The sequence below is a fragment of the Halovivax cerinus genome, from assembly GCF_024498195.1.
Taxonomy (GTDB): domain Archaea; phylum Halobacteriota; class Halobacteria; order Halobacteriales; family Natrialbaceae; genus Halovivax; species Halovivax cerinus.
In genome coordinates, this window is record NZ_CP101824.1 from 1,657,590 (window position 1) to 1,673,451 (window position 15,862).

Annotated in this window: 15 protein-coding genes; 10 read left to right on the forward strand and 5 right to left on the reverse strand. The window is 66.8% G+C overall.

The annotated features are described in order from the left end of the window. Positions 1-338: 338 nt before the first annotated feature. Positions 339-857, reverse strand: a complete 519-nt coding sequence (locus NO366_RS07610; protein ID WP_256533728.1) for a YfcE family phosphodiesterase — start codon at positions 855-857, stop codon at positions 339-341. A 144-nt stretch (positions 858-1,001) separates the two neighbouring features. Between NO366_RS07610 and NO366_RS07615 the strand changes: the two genes are divergently transcribed. After that, a complete protein-coding gene (locus NO366_RS07615) occupies positions 1,002-1,970 on the forward strand; it encodes a cation diffusion facilitator family transporter (RefSeq protein WP_256533729.1) in 969 nt (322 codons plus the stop codon). 40 nt (positions 1,971-2,010) lie between these two features. Here NO366_RS07615 and NO366_RS07620 read toward each other — a convergent pair whose 3' ends face one another. Next, on the reverse strand, positions 2,011-2,412 hold the full coding sequence (locus NO366_RS07620; RefSeq protein WP_256533730.1) for a hypothetical protein: 402 nt from the start codon (positions 2,410-2,412) through the stop codon (positions 2,011-2,013). Positions 2,413-3,076: 664 nt separating this feature from the next. Between NO366_RS07620 and NO366_RS07625 the strand changes: the two genes are divergently transcribed. Further along, the gene (locus NO366_RS07625) at positions 3,077-5,254 is read left to right on the forward strand and encodes an ATP-dependent DNA helicase (RefSeq protein WP_256533731.1); all 2,178 of its coding nucleotides are present in this window, start codon (positions 3,077-3,079) and stop codon (positions 5,252-5,254) included. 88 nt (positions 5,255-5,342) lie between these two features. On the opposite strand, the gene NO366_RS07630 is transcribed toward NO366_RS07625, so the two are convergent. From NO366_RS07630 to NO366_RS07640, 3 genes are all read right to left on the reverse strand, one after another. After that, positions 5,343-5,654, reverse strand: coding sequence for a hypothetical protein (locus NO366_RS07630; RefSeq protein WP_256533732.1), 312 nt, complete (start codon positions 5,652-5,654; stop codon positions 5,343-5,345). 266 nt (positions 5,655-5,920) lie between these two features. Beyond that, the gene (locus NO366_RS07635; RefSeq protein ID WP_256533733.1) at positions 5,921-6,421 is read right to left on the reverse strand and encodes a 2'-5' RNA ligase family protein; all 501 of its coding nucleotides are present in this window, start codon (positions 6,419-6,421) and stop codon (positions 5,921-5,923) included. A 65-nt stretch (positions 6,422-6,486) separates the two neighbouring features. Continuing rightward, the gene (locus NO366_RS07640; RefSeq protein ID WP_256533734.1) at positions 6,487-6,672 is read right to left on the reverse strand and encodes a DUF7554 family protein; all 186 of its coding nucleotides are present in this window, start codon (positions 6,670-6,672) and stop codon (positions 6,487-6,489) included. A 215-nt stretch (positions 6,673-6,887) separates the two neighbouring features. On the opposite strand from NO366_RS07640, the gene NO366_RS07645 reads away from it, so the two are divergent. The 8 genes from NO366_RS07645 (at position 6,888) to NO366_RS07680 (ending at position 15,847) form a co-directional block, all read left to right on the forward strand. Then, positions 6,888-8,156: a helix-turn-helix transcriptional regulator gene (locus NO366_RS07645; RefSeq protein WP_256533735.1), complete on the forward strand. Its 1,269-nt coding sequence runs from the start codon at positions 6,888-6,890 to the stop codon at positions 8,154-8,156. A gap of 320 nt (positions 8,157-8,476) precedes the next feature. Continuing rightward, on the forward strand, positions 8,477-9,784 hold the full coding sequence (locus tag NO366_RS07650) for an argininosuccinate synthase (RefSeq protein ID WP_256533736.1): 1,308 nt from the start codon (positions 8,477-8,479) through the stop codon (positions 9,782-9,784). 2 nt (positions 9,785-9,786) lie between these two features. Then, on the forward strand, positions 9,787-11,277 hold the full coding sequence (gene argH, locus NO366_RS07655; RefSeq protein ID WP_256533737.1) for an argininosuccinate lyase: 1,491 nt from the start codon (positions 9,787-9,789) through the stop codon (positions 11,275-11,277). A gap of 233 nt (positions 11,278-11,510) precedes the next feature. Continuing rightward, positions 11,511-11,675 (forward strand): lysine biosynthesis protein LysW, encoded by a 165-nt coding sequence (lysW, locus tag NO366_RS07660; RefSeq protein WP_256533738.1) that lies wholly within the window; start codon positions 11,511-11,513, stop codon positions 11,673-11,675. Then, the gene (gene lysX, locus NO366_RS07665) at positions 11,672-12,583 is read left to right on the forward strand and encodes a lysine biosynthesis protein LysX (RefSeq protein WP_256533739.1); all 912 of its coding nucleotides are present in this window, start codon (positions 11,672-11,674) and stop codon (positions 12,581-12,583) included. The genes lysW and lysX overlap by 4 nt, the downstream gene beginning before the upstream one ends. Then, entirely contained in the window at positions 12,583-13,719 is a 1,137-nt protein-coding gene (gene argC, locus NO366_RS07670) for an N-acetyl-gamma-glutamyl-phosphate reductase (RefSeq protein ID WP_256533740.1), read from the forward strand. Before lysX ends, argC begins: the two co-directional genes overlap by 1 nt. Next, positions 13,716-14,696, forward strand: a complete 981-nt coding sequence (locus tag NO366_RS07675; RefSeq protein ID WP_256533741.1) for an acetylglutamate/acetylaminoadipate kinase — start codon at positions 13,716-13,718, stop codon at positions 14,694-14,696. Before argC ends, NO366_RS07675 begins: the two co-directional genes overlap by 4 nt. Further along, positions 14,693-15,847 carry an aspartate aminotransferase family protein gene (locus NO366_RS07680; protein WP_256533742.1) on the forward strand — a complete coding sequence of 385 codons (1,155 nt, stop codon included), beginning with the start codon at positions 14,693-14,695 and terminating at the stop codon, positions 15,845-15,847. Before NO366_RS07675 ends, NO366_RS07680 begins: the two co-directional genes overlap by 4 nt. Positions 15,848-15,862: the final 15 nt, after the last annotated feature.

Consider the following 15,862-nt stretch of genomic DNA (forward strand, 5'->3'; position numbering starts at 1 on the left):
ACCGCGGCGCCTCCGGTCCGTGCCGCTCGGTTCGTTCCGGCCCAGCGTTCACCGGCCGCCCGGCGCGGTCGCCATCGACCGCGCCGGGTCACCGTGTCGGCCCACCACGCCTGCCCACTGCCCTCCCGGTGGGCCGTCGCGAGTAGAAACCGTCCCCGCTGACGTACCCGGCCGTCCCTCGTACGCATTCTCCGATGCCCTGACCCGAACGGAGACCGCACCGGGCAGTTTCGGTCCGATCCGTCGATTCGACCAGCCCCGTCGAGCCCCGTCTATCGACCGATCCGGCGTGGATCTGTGGTCGTCTGTCCCCCTGATTCGGCCCGACTCGCGTCAGATCACCGGTCGTCGAGCGCGCGCGTCGCGTCTTCGATCACCGTCCCGTCAGGTTCGCGAATCGTGATGTGGAGTCGCCCGTTCTCTCGTGAGAGTGTCGCGAACCCCGGTCGGAATCCGCGCGGCTGGGCGTGGCTGCCGGGGTTACAGAGGACGACGTCGTCAGTTTCGACGAGCGTCGGCCGGTGGCTGTGGCCGAAGACGACCACGTCCGCGTCGCGTTCCCGGCCGAACAGCGCGAGGGCGGTCTCGCCGCCGTCGGGTCGGTGGCGCAGCGCGATTCGTACCCCGTCGACGCAGACCGTACGCTCGGTCGGGAGTCGCTCTTCGACGCCCGGTTCGTCCACGTTACCGGCTACGGCGAAGAGCGGCGCCGGGAACGCCTGGAACGCGTCGAGGACCGATTCCGTCTTGAAATCGCCGGCGTGGACGATGGCGTCGGCGTCCCGCGCGGCGGCCAGCGCCTCGGCGACGAGCCCGTGCCCCTCGGTGCGGTGCGTATCGGCGAAGATCGCGATCATGGTGGCAGGTTCGACGGTCGAGCGGAGGTTTCTTTCGGTTCTCTGGGTCGTGCTGGAACACCGCCGCGAGGTTCGCGTCCCGGCCGGACTCGGACGACGGCGAGAGGCCTACGTTTTTATCGCCCCGCTTCGAACGAACCGCCGATGGCCGAAAGCAGATCCGTCGTGATCGCTGCCCTGATCGCCAACGGCTCGATCGCCGTGATGAAGTTCGTGGGCTACCTCCTGACGATGAGTCCGGCGATGCTCTCGGAGACCTACCACTCCATCTCCGACACCGGCAATCAGGTGTTCTTGCTGATCGGCCTGCGCTACGGCGCCCAGGAGGCCGACCGGCAACACCCGTTCGGGTACGGCAAGGCGCAGTTCTTCTACAGCTTCCTCGTCAGCGTCATGCTCTTCGGCGTCGCGGGCCTGGAGAGCGCCAGGCACGGCTACGACGCGCTGATGCACGGCTCGCACGCCACGATGGGGCAGACCCCGCCGCTGCCCGTCGTCGGCGCCGTCGACGGCATCTACGTCAACTACACGGTCCTTCTCGGTGCGATCGTCTTCGAGTCGTGGGCGCTCAAGAAAGCCTACGAGGGGATCTCCGCCCAGATGGAGGAGTACGAGTGGGAGTCACTCCGCGAGGCATTCACGAAGACCAGCGACGTGACGACGCTGACGGCACTCACCGAGGATGCCGTCGCGCTCGCGGGCGCGGGGATCGCCCTCTTCGGCGTCTACCTCTCACGGACGACTGGTAACGAGGTCTACGACGCCGGTGCCGCGCTCATCATCGGCGTACTCCTGATGGCCTTCGCCGTCGCGCTCGCCTGGCAGAACAAGCGCCTGCTGCTCGGCGAGAGCCTCTCACCCGAGGCCGAGGGCGAACTCCGCGAGATCGTCGCGAACGCCGACGTCGTCCGCGAGGTCGTCGACTTCCGGACCGTCTACTTCGGCGCCGAGGAACTGCTCGTGACCGCGGACGTGGTCTTCGAGTCCGACGTCGACGCGCTGGACGAACGGATCGCCGAGATCGAGGATTCCCTGAAGGCCCACGACGGACAGGTGCAGCGGGTGTACCTGGAGCCGGATACGGGGGGTAACACCGCAGACTTCACCGGGTAGAACTATCGCCGGACGTCACGGGCGGTTCGGCGATGCACCACTACTCGGGGGACCGACCGTTGACGTAAATTGTGACGTCTTCGGCCGACCTGATAACGACTTTCACTTTGAGTGTTAGGTTCTTCGTTATCGCGGACGTATCCCACTGAGCTGCGTCCGGTCCGATCGCAGTGACCTCGAAGTACGTATCGTGGAGCTCGGGAAGATTCAGGGTTCGGTGACCTGCGTGGGTCGTTCCACCCGCTCGACGGGATCGTTCGATTTCTATTAGTTCGTGGAAAACGATCCCGTCAGATGACGAGATGCTGATTCCGAGCGTATGGGGTTCGAGGTCGGTGTTCTCGATATCCAGTTCTTCGATCTCGATCGTCGCTGGAGACGAGCTGGTACAGCCGACAAGCGGTACGAGCGTGGGTGCCGAGAGAAGCGCTCGTCGTTTCACATCGTGCGGTTATACCCCGTCGCATATGTATTTTTCACCGTGAGTACATAAGAAACTGAACGAGTTCCCCGTCCAGTCACTCCGTATGTGCGAATTCGATAGTTAAACCACCGGCTCGTTCGACTTCGACCTCGATCCGAATCGCTTGGGATTTTAAGCCCCAATCGCTCGTCTCGAACCGTGCTGACCCAGGGCCGATCGATATAATCTCTATATCCTTTCCTACCAGTTGAGGCAAAGCCAACAGTGTCGTTTCAGCGTGTACTATTCCATCGGTTGAAGTTGCTGGGTCAATGTCTCGCACCGTGTGATACCGTAATTCGTCGTCTACTATGGCTAGAACACCTATTGTTGCGCGTTCCTCTCTAAGATTCTGCAATTTTATCTCCGATATTTCTACGCTAGAGTTGCTGCCTCTTCGATTCGCACAACCGCTCACAAGCGGAGCACAGGCTGCACAGAGGACGGCTCTTCTCTTCATAGATTACTGCACTGTGCATTTTAAATTATATAAAAATAATCGGTCATGGTGTCGTACGGCACTGATCACGATACATGCGCACTGTGGCTTGACACCGACACGGTGGAACACTTCCTCTATGGTACGAACGCATCCGGTCGACCGGACGAACGCTTTTATCGGGTGCGGAACCTATCATCGGCCGTGTCCGAGTCGGCCGACTACCAGCGCTTCTTCCCGTACGACGAGCCCTACGCGAATCAGCGGGAGGCGATGGACCGGATCCACAACGCGCTCGTCCGGGACCAGGACGTGCTCTTCGAGGGCGCCTGTGGGACGGGCAAGACGCTCTCCGCCCTCGTCCCGGCGCTGTCGGTCGCGCGCGAGCAGGACAAGACGGTCGTCATCACGACGAACGTCCACCAGCAGATGCGCCAGTTCGTCGAAGAGGCGCGCTCGATCGTCGAGACGGAGGACGTACGCGCGGTCGTCTTCAAGGGGAAGGGCTCGATGTGTCACATCGACGTCGGCTACGAGGAGTGCCAGACGCTCCGCGACGCCACGCACGACCTCGTCGAGACCGAGCGCGAGTACGAGGAACTGAAACGCCGACAGGAGGAACTCTTAGAACGGAGCCAGGCCGGCGACGGCGACGCCGCTGAAGCGCGGGCGGCCGTGATGGACGAACTCGACGCGCTCGACGCCGAACTCGAGGACGTACAAGAACGCAACGTCTGTGACTACTACCACAACAACCTCACCGAGCCCGGCGCCGCTGAGGACTTTCACGCCTGGCTCTTCGAGGACGTTCGCTCGCCCGACGAAATTTACGAGTACGCCGAGAACCGGGGACTCTGCGGGTACGAACTCCTCAAAGACGCCGTCGAGGGGGTGGATCTCGTCGTCTGTAACTACCACCACCTGCTCGACCCCGGGATCCGCGAGGCGTTCTTCCGCTGGCTGGGTCGCGAACCCGAGGACGTCGTCGCGGTGTTCGACGAGGCGCACAACCTGGAGGACGCCGCGCGCGATCACGCCAGCCGGGAGTGTTCGGAGCGCACGTTTGCGTCGGCACTCGACGAACTCGACGACGCGGACGACCCGCGCGCCGGCCCAGCGCGAAACGTCATCGAGACGTTTCACGATGCCCTGTGCAGGACGTACGATGGATCGTTCCAGTTCGGCGACCGGGAGCGCGTCGGCGAGAACTGGCGTGACGTCCCGATTGCCAACGACGATCGCCGCGACGACCTCACGCTCACCTTTCTCCAGTCGTATTCGGGCCAGGGGATCGACGACGACCTCGAGGCCGCGGTCTCGCTGGGGCGCGACTTGGACGAGGAGTACGAGGAGGCCTACCGCAACGGCGAGCGCGACACCCGGACGGAGTGTCAGACCGTGCAGGCCGGCCAGTTCGTCCGCGCCTGGATGGACGATGGCGGGTCCGCGGGCGTCTACCCCGTGCTCGCGGTCCGACGCGACGAGGGGACCGACGAGCTCTACGGCCGTGCGGAACTGTACAGCTGTCTTCCAACGCGCGTCACCGGCGACCTCTTCGACGCCCTCTCGGCGACGATTCTCATGAGCGCGACGCTGCAGCCGTTCGACGTCACGGAGGCCGTCCTCGGGCTGGACGACCCGATCACGATGGCGTACGGGCTCGACTTCCCACCGGAGAACCGGCGCACCTACGCGGTCGAGACGCCAGCACTCTTCGCGAGCGAGCGCGACGATCCGGACGTCCAGGACACCGTCGCGACGACGATCCGAAACGCCGTGCGGATGACGCCGGGCAATACGCTCGCCTTCTTCCCCAACTACGGCGAGGCCGAACGCTACGCCGAGCGGGTCGACCCGCTCGTCGACGCGACGGTCTATCGTGACGAACCCGGTGTCGCCGTCGAGGACCTCCGGACGGCGTTCGTCGCCGACGAGAACGGCCTGCTCTGTACCTCGCTGTGGGGTACCCTCGCGGAGGGCGTCAGTTTCGACGGCGACGACGCGCTCTCCGTCCTCGTCGTCGGCGTCCCGTACCCCCACCTGGACGAACGTGCGGAGGCGGTCCAGGACGCCTACGATGCCGCTTTCGACGGCACGGACACCGGCTGGCGGTACGCCGTCGAGATCCCGACCGTCCGGAAGACCCGGCAGGCGCTCGGTCGCGTACTCCGCTCGCCGGACGACGTCGGCGTGCGAGCCCTCCTCGATCGGCGCTACTCCGGCCGCGCCAAGGGAGATCTCGGCACGTACAGCGTCAACGGCACGTTCCCGATGGAGACGCGCGATGAGCTGCTCGACGTCGAACCCCAGAAACTCACCTTCGCCATGCGGAACTTCTACGCGGACCACGACGCCTACGACGGCGAACCACCGGCACCGTGAGGTGAGCGGCCGGACGACTAGGCCACCGGGTAGCAGAACCCGACGCCAGATCGGTGGCGGTCACGACGTCGGTCGACCGCCAGGCCGATTACTCCGTCGACGATCCGTCGAACGCCCGTTCTAACCGCCGTTCGAACTGCGAACGGACCGACTCGGGGTCGACACCGTCGGTCGATCGACACCGGAGCCGGAGGCGTCCGGTATCGAGGTTCCCGGTGAGGACGAACGTCTGGGCCTCCATCCGGACGAGCGGCCGATCCGAACAGGGCTGGCAGACGTCGCCGAGATCGTCGAACGCCGACCGGAGTCGGTCCGCCGTCGGCATCGTTCCGTCCTCGATCGTCACTTCGTAGATGGGCTCGTCGGTACATCCCCGGAGCCGGGAGATGTCGTAGCCCATCAGTCGATCACCCGCGCTAGGACGGAGCCGAAGCCGACGGCGATTCGATCGTCCGATCGCATCTCTGGGGAGGGCATACACTCTCCTTTCACCGTTCGATGCATTCCTACATGATTGTTTCGGGTGGTAACGAACGTCGTGATGGTGGTGGTCCTTCGGTGGGCGACGACTGGCCTGGCGGGCCAACGTTCGAACACGGGGAGGGTCGAACCGTCGGGATGATCGAACACAGCGTCGGCCGACCCGAATCGGTTGTTCGAGCGCTGTCAGGCGGGTAGTGAAACCCGGCTCACGGGCAGGCGATGGCGACCGTCGAAGAATTCGAGCTCGGAGACGGTCCACCGGATCGGTTCGATATCGCGCTCTGAGAGTCGGCGGGCTGCCGACTCGTCGCCGCCGCGCGCCAGGGTGACGTGCGGAACGTAGTCCGCACCTTCGAGGTCCGGGACGGGTTCGAAGACGTCGGCGAGGTCGGCGTGGATCGATTCGAGGCCGGGGCTCTCGACGGCGAGGTAGACGACGGGGGCCGAGCCGACGGGTGGGTCGGGAAAGTACTCGACGCCGGTGACGGCCGCTTCCACGGCCGGCGTCCCCGCCAGCGTGCGATGTGCTCGTCGCTGGAGTTCGGACACGTCAGCGGCGTCGCCGAGCCGCTTGACGAGTAGTGAGTGCGTCTCGCGGACGCGGTCGAACCCGTGGAGGTCTGGGTAGAGACGACTCGCGAGCTGGCGCACCCGGCCCGGAACGGGGGCGTTGACGCTGTACACGTCGGCATTTGGGGGGCGCGTTCAATGAGCGTGGCGGTTCGCGGGCGATGCGTCGCGGTACCACCCTAGAGCCTGTCGAGTAGCCACAGGACGATTACCAGCGCGATGGCGAGGGTGACGATGCTGCTGAGGAACGCCGGGATGAGCGACACGATCTCACCCAGGATTTCGAGGACCAGTACGGCAGCGACCAGCAATAGGATAACTTTCAGGAGCGTATCGACCTCGAGTGACGCTCGATCTCGTGTCATGGCACCTTTCATTCGGAGGCGAGGTCAAAAAACCACCGTTCGTCCGTCCCGGCTTCGAGGTCCAGGCCGCAGACCGGAGTGGCGACGGGTGCCGGAGGGGATCGCCATCGGCGCACCGCCTGCCGGTACGGGGTGTCGGACGCCCGCTTCGACCTGCCCGGGTGTGCTACGCGATTACAAAACAGTCTAATGGACAGGGGTCAGAGGGACGTGTGATGGCCGCGTGGCCGGCCCGTGTCGTGTGCTGTGGTGTGCTGTTCGTTGCGCTCGTGGTGGGCGCGCTCAGCGTCGGCTCCGTCGCGGTCGTCGACGCGGAGAGTGACCGTCCGATCGGAGCCCTGGCGACCGACGGGGTGACCGGTGATCGGTTCGGGTCTCGTCTCGTCGTCGCGGACCGCGACCGCGCGTCACCACGTCCGATGGGTGAGACGGTGCGCCAGGCGCAGGCGAACGAGTCTCCGCCGGAAAACGAGACGGCTGTGCCCTACCTTGCGGGCTTCGACCGCGTCACCACGCGGATCGACGTGGCGGAAAACGGGTCGGCGACTGTCACCGTCACCTATCGGTACCTTCGGTCGGACAACGAATCCGACGACGAGTGGGTCGAGGTTCGGGACGACGTGGAGGCGAATCCGGAGCGCTACCTGGACGGCGAGCGCGACCGCTGGAACGACACCGTCGCGGCCGGCCGGAACGCGACCGGTCGTGAGATGGCCACCTCGGAGTTCGCGATACGCACGGGGGAGGGCATGACGCCGCAGCCCTACGGCGACGTGATCGTGACGTTCCGCTGGTCGTCGTTCGCGGAAGTCGAACCGAAGTGGATCGGTGACGCCGGCGACGCGCTCGTGCAGTTCGCCTTAGAGGACGACGCGACCCTCAGGATCAGCTGGCCGGAGGGGTACTCCCTCCAGGCGGTCGCACCGGAGCCGGACGAATCGGAACGGGAGACGGTCGTCGGCTGGCACGGCGACGAGACGGACTTCCTCGAAGACGAACCGCGGGTGACGGCGTATCCCGACGGACCGCCGCCCCGTGCCTCGGATCCCCCGGAGCCCACGCGATCGGTCCTCCCGCTTCTCGTCGCTGGTGTCGGGATCGTCGTGCTCGCCACTGGTGTCCTGTGGTGGGCTCGTCGCGACGACGAGGAACCGCGAGCGCCGATGACCGACGCGGACGACGCACCGACGGTGGCTCCGCCGCCCGACCTCATGAGCAACGAAGAGCGCGTTCTCACCCTTCTCGACGCGAACGGCGGCCGAATGAAACAGCAAACGGTGATCTCCGAACTCGACTGGACGGAGGCCAAGACGAGCCAGGTCGTCGGTGACCTGCGTGAGGACGGCGATATCGAGGTGTTTCGGCTCGGTCGGGAGAACGTCCTGGCGCTGCCGGATCGGACCGCCGCTACCTCGGACGGACGCGTGGTTGCAGGAGATACCGACGAGTCGGGTTCCGGTGACGAGGATGCGTCCGCCTCCTGATCCCCTGTCAGTGGCTGCCGTTTCAGTGGCTGCCGTTGCGCGAACCACACCATTTAAACCGCTCGGACCATTTGAGTCCTGTAATGACGACAGCGCCGCGTTTCGGGTTCGACACCCGCGCGAGCGACGCGGCCCGGCGACCGCGGCGGCCCCTCTAGGGCCACACTTACTCTCACTTCACGGTATCCGGTTGATGCTATTTTCCCTAGCATCGCTCGCACATTCTTCATTAGAATACGGTTAGCATGCCGTACGAACTTTATTTTCTAAATCTAAAGCGGTGTATTTATCCGTTCGCGGCTGATTCGTTCAGGTACGATATGACACGCGTTGCACTCGCGTTCTCGGGCGGACTGGACACGACGGTTTGCGTGCCGCTGCTCGAGGAGGAGTACGGATACGACGACGTTCTCGGCGTCACGGTCGACGTCGGGCAACCCGAATCGGAGTTCGAGGAGGCCGCGGAGACCGCCGACGCACTCGGTCTGGAGCACGTCGTGGTCGACGCGAAAGCGGCGTTCGCCGACCTTTGTCTCGAAGGCGTTCGTGCGAACGCGACCTACCAGGGCTACCCGCTCGGGACGGCGCTCGCACGTCCAGTGATCGCCGAGGCCATCCTCGAGGTCGCCGAGGAACACGACTGTACGGGGCTGGCCCACGGCTGCACTGGGAAAGGAAACGACCAGCTCCGATTCGAGGCCGTCTGGCGCGACTCGGACATGGAGGTCATCGCGCCCGTGCGCGAACTCGGACTCACGCGCGAGTGGGAACAGGAGTACGCGGCCGAGAAGGACCTGCCCGTCGAGGGTGGCAACGAGGGGGACTGGTCGATCGACACCAACCTCTGGAGTCGCTCCGTCGAGGGCAAGGAACTCGAGGACCCGAGCTACGTCCCCGGTGAGGAGATCTACGAGTGGACCGACGCACCGTCGGGCGAGACGGCCGAGATCGAGATCGAATTCGAGGATGGCTCCCCCGTCGCCGTCGATGGGGAGGCCTACGATCCCGTCTCCCTCGTCGAGCACCTCAACGAGGTCGCCGGCGCCTTCGGCGTCGGCCGTACGGACACGATGGAAGACCGCATGCTCGGCCTGAAGGTGCGCGAGAACTACGAGCACCCGGCCGCGACGACGCTGCTGGCCGCCCACGGGGCGCTCGAAGCGCTCGTCCTCACGCAGGAAGAGCGCCAGTTCAAGGACACGATCGACGCGAAGTGGGCCGAGAAAGCCTACGAGGGTCTGATCGACGCGCCGCTCGTCGGCGCGCTCGACGCCTTCGTCGCCGAGACCCAGTCGCGCGTGACCGGAACCGTAACGATCCGCTTCGAAGGCGGCCAGGCGCGCGCCGTCGGCCGCGACAGCGCCTACGCCGCTTACTCGGCCGAGCACGCCTCCTTCGACACTGAAGCGGTGGGCAAGATCGAGCAGTCCGACGCCACCGGCGTCGCGAAGTACCACGGCTTCCAGCGCCGCCTCGCGAACGAGTCGATCGCCGCCGTCGAGGCGGCTGAGGAGGCGAACGGGACCGAATCGCCCACGCTCGCAACGGATGGTGGGGCCACCGATGGGACGACGACTAATGGCGGCGCGACTGCGGACAGTTCCGCCGATAGCACACCTGAGGAGTGAGCATGACCGGGTCCGACGCGACGAACGGGAAAGTCGACGCCGACGAGAGCGTCGTTCGCCGCGATCGTTTCAGCGGCGGCCCCGCCCGCGAGTTCCTCTCGTCGCTCGAAGCCGACGCTCGTATCTTTGCGGCCGACATCGCGGTCGATCGCGCCCACGTCGTGATGCTCGCCGAGTGCGACATCGTCGACGACGAGACGGCCGGATCCATCCTCGCTGCCCTCGAGGCGATCGAAGGCGCGGGTCACGACGCACTGCCCGACGGCGAGGACGTACACGAGGCCATCGAGACGGCGGTCGTCGACCACGTCGGACCCGACGGCGGGCGGATGCATACCGCACGCTCGCGCAACGACGAGGTCGCGACCTGCATTCGCTACCGTTTCCGCGAGGACGTCCTCGACGCGGTCGAGGTGACGCTCGCCCTGCGCGAGGCGCTCGCCGGGATCGCCGAGGAACACGCGGAGACGATCATGCCGGGCTACACGCACCTCCAGCCAGCCCAGCCGACGACCGTCGCCCAGTGGGCCCTGTCCTACGAGTCGACGGTCGCGCGCGATACGGCTCGCCTCTTCGAGACCCTCGGGCGGCTGGACGCCTCGCCGCTCGGCGCGGCCGCGTTCGCCGGCACGCCGTTCGAGATCGACCGCGAACGCACCGCCGAGTTGCTCGGCTTCTCGTCCGTTCTTACCAACGCGACGGACGCGGTCGCGAGCCGCGACGTGCTCCTCGAGACGACACAGGCCCTTTCGACGCTCGCGACGACGCTGTCGGGACTCGCCGAGGACCTGATCGTCTTCGCGAACCGCGGCTTCGTCGACCTCGACGACGACTACGCCTCGACCTCCTCGATCATGCCTCAGAAGGTGAATCCGGACACCCTCGAACTCGTCCGCGCGGTCGCGGGCGACGCGGCGGCGGGCGTCCAGGGCCTCACGACGACGCTCAAGGGCCTCCCGCGCGCGTACAACCGCGATCTGCAGCGCGCGACGCCGCACGTCTGGGGGACCGTCGATGCCGTCACGGAGGCGACCGAGGTAGCCGCCGGCGCGGCCGCGACCGCGGAGTGGAACGAGGAATCGCTCTTCGGGGCGGCCGGAGAGGGCTTCTCGACGGCGACGGGCGTCGCTGACCTGCTCGCAATGGGCGGCGTTCCGTTCCGCACGGCCCACGAGATCGTCGCGGAGGCGGCGACTGCGGCCGAGGCGACCGACGATTCGATCCGCGAGGCGCTCGCGGCGACTGCCGAGGAACACCTCGACGTTCCGCTCGACACGTTCGTCGACCCCACCGCGCTAGCCGATGCGCTCGATCCCGCCGCGAGCGTCGCGAGTCGCGACTCGGCGGGCGGGCCGGCTCCGGAGGCGGTCCGCGACCAGCTCGCGGCCGTCACCACGTCGATCGATGCCGATCGTGAGACGTACGCTGACCACATCGGCGTCCTGCAGGCCGCGGACGAGCGCCGTCTGGAGGTGGTCTCGAGCTATGTTTGAGACGGCGACGGTGGCGCTCAGCGCATCGGGCTCGGTGCGCGCGGATCGCTCGATCGGGCCGCGACCGCGACGGCCGCGGTCCCCGCCAGGGGACACTATTCTATCGAACTGACATTCGACACGAAATCGCGGTATATGGGGCTCGAAAACACTGTTAGTGTACAGTACAAATATATAATTTATCAGATAGGTTCGACGAATTTATGTACCCGTAGCGCCGATGTGGGAGTACCATGACGACATGTCCCGAGTGCGGGGCCGACGTGACCCTGCACGACGACCTGGAAGCTGGAGAGATCGTCGACTGTACGACCTGCGGCGTCGAACTCGAAGTGATCGAGACGGCGCCACCAGTCCTCGATCGAGCCCCCGAGCTCGAAGAGGACTGGGGTGAGTGACCGTGAAGATCGGGGTACTCTACTCGCGCATCCGCGCGGACGAGAAGCTCCTGTTGTCGGAACTGCGCGAGCGCGGTCACGAGGTCGTGAAGATCGACGTCCGCGACCTCGCACTCGCAGTCGACGAGGCACCCGAGATCCTCGCGGACCTCGACATCGTCGTCGACCGCTGTCTGGCGACGAGCCGCAGCGTCTACGTCACGCAGTTCCTGTCGGCCTACGGCGTCCCGGTGGTGAACGGCCCGGAGACGGCGACCGTCTGTGCAGACAAGGTCCGAACCAGCCTCGCGCTCGACGGCGCGGGCGTCCCGACGCCGGCGACGAACGTCGCGTTCACTACCGACAGCGCCCTCGCGGCCATCGAATCGTTCGGCTATCCGTGCGTCCTCAAGCCGGTCGTCGGCTCCTGGGGGCGCCTGATGGCGAAGATCGACTCGCGCAGCGCCGCTGAGGCCATCCTGGAGCACAAGTCGACGCTCGGGCACTACGAGCACAAGGTGTTCTACGTCCAGGAGTTCGTCGAGAAACCTGGCCGTGATCTGCGCGTCGTCGCCGTCGACGGCGAGCCGATCGCCGGCATGGTCCGCTCGTCCGACCACTGGATCACGAATGCCGCGGCGGGCGCCGAGACGACCGCCCTCGAAATCGACGACGAGATCGCGGACCTGGTCGCCGCGGCGAGCGACGCCGTCGGCGGCGGCTTGCTCGGCGTCGACCTCATGGAAACCGACGACGGCTACACCGTCCACGAGGTCAACCACACCGTCGAGTTCAAGGCGCTGAACGGCTCCGTCGACGTCGACGTCCCCGCGGCGGTCGTGGACTGGCTCGAAGCTAAGGCCGCAGCGGAAGCGGCCGGCGAAGACGGCGAGACGACGGACGGCACCGAACTGGAGGTGACCCACTGATGACCGGCGGGGCTTCAGCCGCTGCTGCCACCGACGCAGACGACGCGGCTGCGGAGACGGTCACCGCGAGCGTCGTCGGCGCCAGCGGCTTCGCCGGCGGCGAACTCCTTCGCCTGCTGGCTGGTCACCCCCACTTCGACATCCAGCAGGCGACGAGTCGCCAGAATGCCGGCAAGAGCGTCGGCTCGACCCACCCGCCGCTTCGCGGGACCGAGCTGCGCTACACGGAGCCGACGGACCTCGAATCGGTTGACGTGCTCTTCGCTGCGACTCCCCACGGCGTCTCGATGGGTCGCATCGACGAGTTCTTCGAGGTCGCAGACACCGTGGTCGACCTCTCGGCGGATTTCCGCCTCGACACCGCAGCCCAGTACGACGCGTGGTACGACGGCCACGACGCGCCCGCGTACCTCGCGAAAGCGGAGTACGCCCTTCCCGAACTCAACCGTGCGAACCTGCCGGGTGCGGACCTGATCGCGAGCGGGGGCTGTAACGCCACCGCGACGATCCTCGGGCTCTATCCGCTGTTCGAGCACGGGATTTTCGGCGGGGAAACCGGCGCTACCGACGGAGGCGTCGCGGACGAGGTCGGGGGCGACGAGCGGATCGTCGTCGACGTCAAGGTCGGATCCTCCGAGGGCGGCGCCGGCGGCGGCGCGGCTTCGAGCCACGCCGAGCGCTCGGGCGTCGTCCGCCCCTACGCGCCGACGGGCCACCGCCACGAGGCCGAGATCGAGCAGTTCCTCGGCACCCCGGTCGCCTTTACCTGCCACGCGGTGGACATGGTGCGCGGCGCGAGCGCGACGAGTCACGTGTTTCCCGACGGCCCAGTCTCGAAGGGCGACCTGTGGTCGGCCTACCGCGAGTCCTACGAAGACGAACCGTTCGTCCGCCTCGCCGCGGGTGGCTCGGGCGTCTATCGCTATCCTGAGCCGAAGGCCGTCGCGGGGACGAACGTCGCGGAGGTCGGCTTCGAACTCGACCCGTCGAACGAACGCGTCGTCGTCTTTTCGGCGATCGACAACGTGATGAAAGGTTCGGCCGGGCAAGCCGTCCACGCGGCCAACATTGCCCTCGGATTCGCGGAGACGGCCGGGCTCGACTTCGCGGGACTCCACCCGGTGGGATCGCCATGACCGCCGACGAGACGCCGACGACCGCCGACGAGGCGACGCCGGTCGTGATCAAGATCGGCGGTGCCAGCGCGGTTGATCCCGCGGGCGCGCTCGCCGACGTCGCGCACCTGTCGGCCAACGGTCGCCCGGTCGCGGTCGTCCACGGCGGTTCGACCGCCGTCGACGAGACGCTCGAGGCGCTCGGCGAGGAGCCGACCTACGTCGAGACGCCCGGCGGCGTCGTCGGCCGGTTCACCGACGAGACGGCGATGGAGGCGTTCACGATGGCGATGGCCGGGACGGTCAACACGGACCTCGTCGAGTCGCTGCAGAACGAGGGCGTCGACGCGGTCGGCCTCTCCGGTCTGGACGGCAAACTCCTCGCCGGAAAGCGCAAATCCGCCGTCAGGGTACTCGAGGACGGCAAGAAGAAGATCAAACGCGGCGACCACTCCGGGACGATCGAGTCGGTCAACGCCGACCTGCTGAAGACGCTCCTGGCCGGGGGATACGTCCCCGTCGTCGGCGGCCCGATCCTCGGCGCCGAGTCCGACGGGGACTACACCGCCGTCAACGCCGACGCCGATCGCGCGGCCGCGGCCGTCGCCGGCGCGCTCGGAGCCGACCTCGTCGTGCTGACCGACGTCGCCGGCGTCTACGCGGACCCCGAGGACGCGTCGACGCTGATCGAATCGGCGACGACCGAAGCCGCGTTCGAGGCGATCGAGGACGCCGCGGCGGGGTTCATGACGAAGAAGGTGATGGCGGCCAAGGAGGCCCTGGAAAGCGGCGCGTCGTCGATCGTCGTGGCCGATGCGAACGCGAACGACCCCGTCCTCACCGCCCTCGACGGGGCGGGGACGACGATCACGCCCGGAGCGATCGGAAACACGACTGCCACCGACGGTCTCGAGGCCAGCGTCACGGACGACGCCGAGGGCCTCGAGACCGTCGTCACGGACGACGCGGACGACGAACGCGGGGTGAGCGAGTCGTGAGCGGATTCGTCTACTCCCAGAAGCCGATCACGATAGACTCGGGCGACGGTGTCACGCTGACGAGCGACGACGGCACCGAGTACCTCGATTTCGGCGCGAGCTACGCCTGCACGCCCGTCGGTCACTGCCACCCGAACGTGGTCGGCGCGATACAGGAACAGGCGAGTGAGTTGCTCTTCGTCCAGGGGTCGTACCCGGTCGAGACGCGCTCGACGCTCACGGCCCAACTCGCCGCGCTCGCCCCGGGCGATATCGAGAACGTCTGGCTCTGTAACTCGGGGACCGAGGCCAACGAGGCGGCGCTGAAGTTCGCCCGTAGCGCGACCGACGGGACGAAGATCGTCGCCGCGCGCGACGCGTTCCACGGCCGCACCGCCGCCAGTCTCTCGGCGACCTGGAAACCGAAGTACAAAGCGCCGTACGAGCCGCTACTCGAGGATCACGTCGAGTTCGTCCCCTACGGAGACGCGACGGCGCTCGAAGCCGCGGTCGACGACGAGACGGCCGCGGTCATCCTCGAACCCGTCCAGGGTGAGGGCGGCGTCAACCCAGCGCCGGCGGGCTACCTGCGCGCGGCCCGCGAGGTCACCGCCGAGACCGGGTCGGCGCTGATCTTCGACGAGATCCAGACCGGCCTCGGCCGCACCGGGTCGTTCTGGGCCTGCGAGAACGACACGCTCGTCGATTCACCGGTCGTCCCCGACATTCTGACGTCCGCGAAGGGCATCGCGAGCGGGCTCCCGATCGGCGCGACGCTCTGTGCGGATTGGGTCGCCGAAGGCGCCGCCTCGCACGGGTCGACCTTCTCCGGGAATCCACTGGTCGCCGCGGCGGCGACCGCGACGCTCGACGTCATCGTCGACGAGGACCTCGCGGCCAACGCGGCGGCCGTCGGCGAGACGCTCGTCGACGAACTCGAGACGGCCGACCTGCCGATCGACGAAGTCCGCGGCCTGGGCCTCATGTGTGGCCTCGAGGTGGGTCGCGGGGCGAACCGCGTCCTGCGCGACCTCGCGCTGGAGCACGAAATCCTCGCGCTGCCCGCCGGGCGCACGGTCGTCCGCCTGCTGCCGCCGCTGACGATCGACGAATCGCAGGCACACGCCGTCGTCGACGCGCTCGAAGACGAACTCGCGGGGACGGCTGACTGATGACGACGATGATCG

What these genes read in the sequence shown, in the direction of transcription:
- NO366_RS07650 (WP_256533736.1), top strand. Translation starts at nt 8,477, where the DNA reads ATGACACGCGTTGCACTCGCGTTCTCGGGCGGACTGGACACGACGGTT.
- NO366_RS07630 (WP_256533732.1), bottom strand. Translation starts at nt 5,654, where the DNA reads ATGGGCTACGACATCTCCCGGCTCCGGGGATGTACCGACGAGCCCATC.
- argH (WP_256533737.1), top strand. Translation starts at nt 9,787, where the DNA reads ATGACCGGGTCCGACGCGACGAACGGGAAAGTCGACGCCGACGAGAGC.
- NO366_RS07610 (WP_256533728.1), bottom strand. Translation starts at nt 857, where the DNA reads ATGATCGCGATCTTCGCCGATACGCACCGCACCGAGGGGCACGGGCTC.
- NO366_RS07645 (WP_256533735.1), top strand. Translation starts at nt 6,888, where the DNA reads ATGGCCGCGTGGCCGGCCCGTGTCGTGTGCTGTGGTGTGCTGTTCGTT.
- lysW (WP_256533738.1), top strand. Translation starts at nt 11,511, where the DNA reads ATGACGACATGTCCCGAGTGCGGGGCCGACGTGACCCTGCACGACGAC.
- argC (WP_256533740.1), top strand. Translation starts at nt 12,583, where the DNA reads ATGACCGGCGGGGCTTCAGCCGCTGCTGCCACCGACGCAGACGACGCG.
- NO366_RS07675 (WP_256533741.1), top strand. Translation starts at nt 13,716, where the DNA reads ATGACCGCCGACGAGACGCCGACGACCGCCGACGAGGCGACGCCGGTC.
- NO366_RS07615 (WP_256533729.1), top strand. Translation starts at nt 1,002, where the DNA reads ATGGCCGAAAGCAGATCCGTCGTGATCGCTGCCCTGATCGCCAACGGC.
- NO366_RS07640 (WP_256533734.1), bottom strand. Translation starts at nt 6,672, where the DNA reads ATGACACGAGATCGAGCGTCACTCGAGGTCGATACGCTCCTGAAAGTT.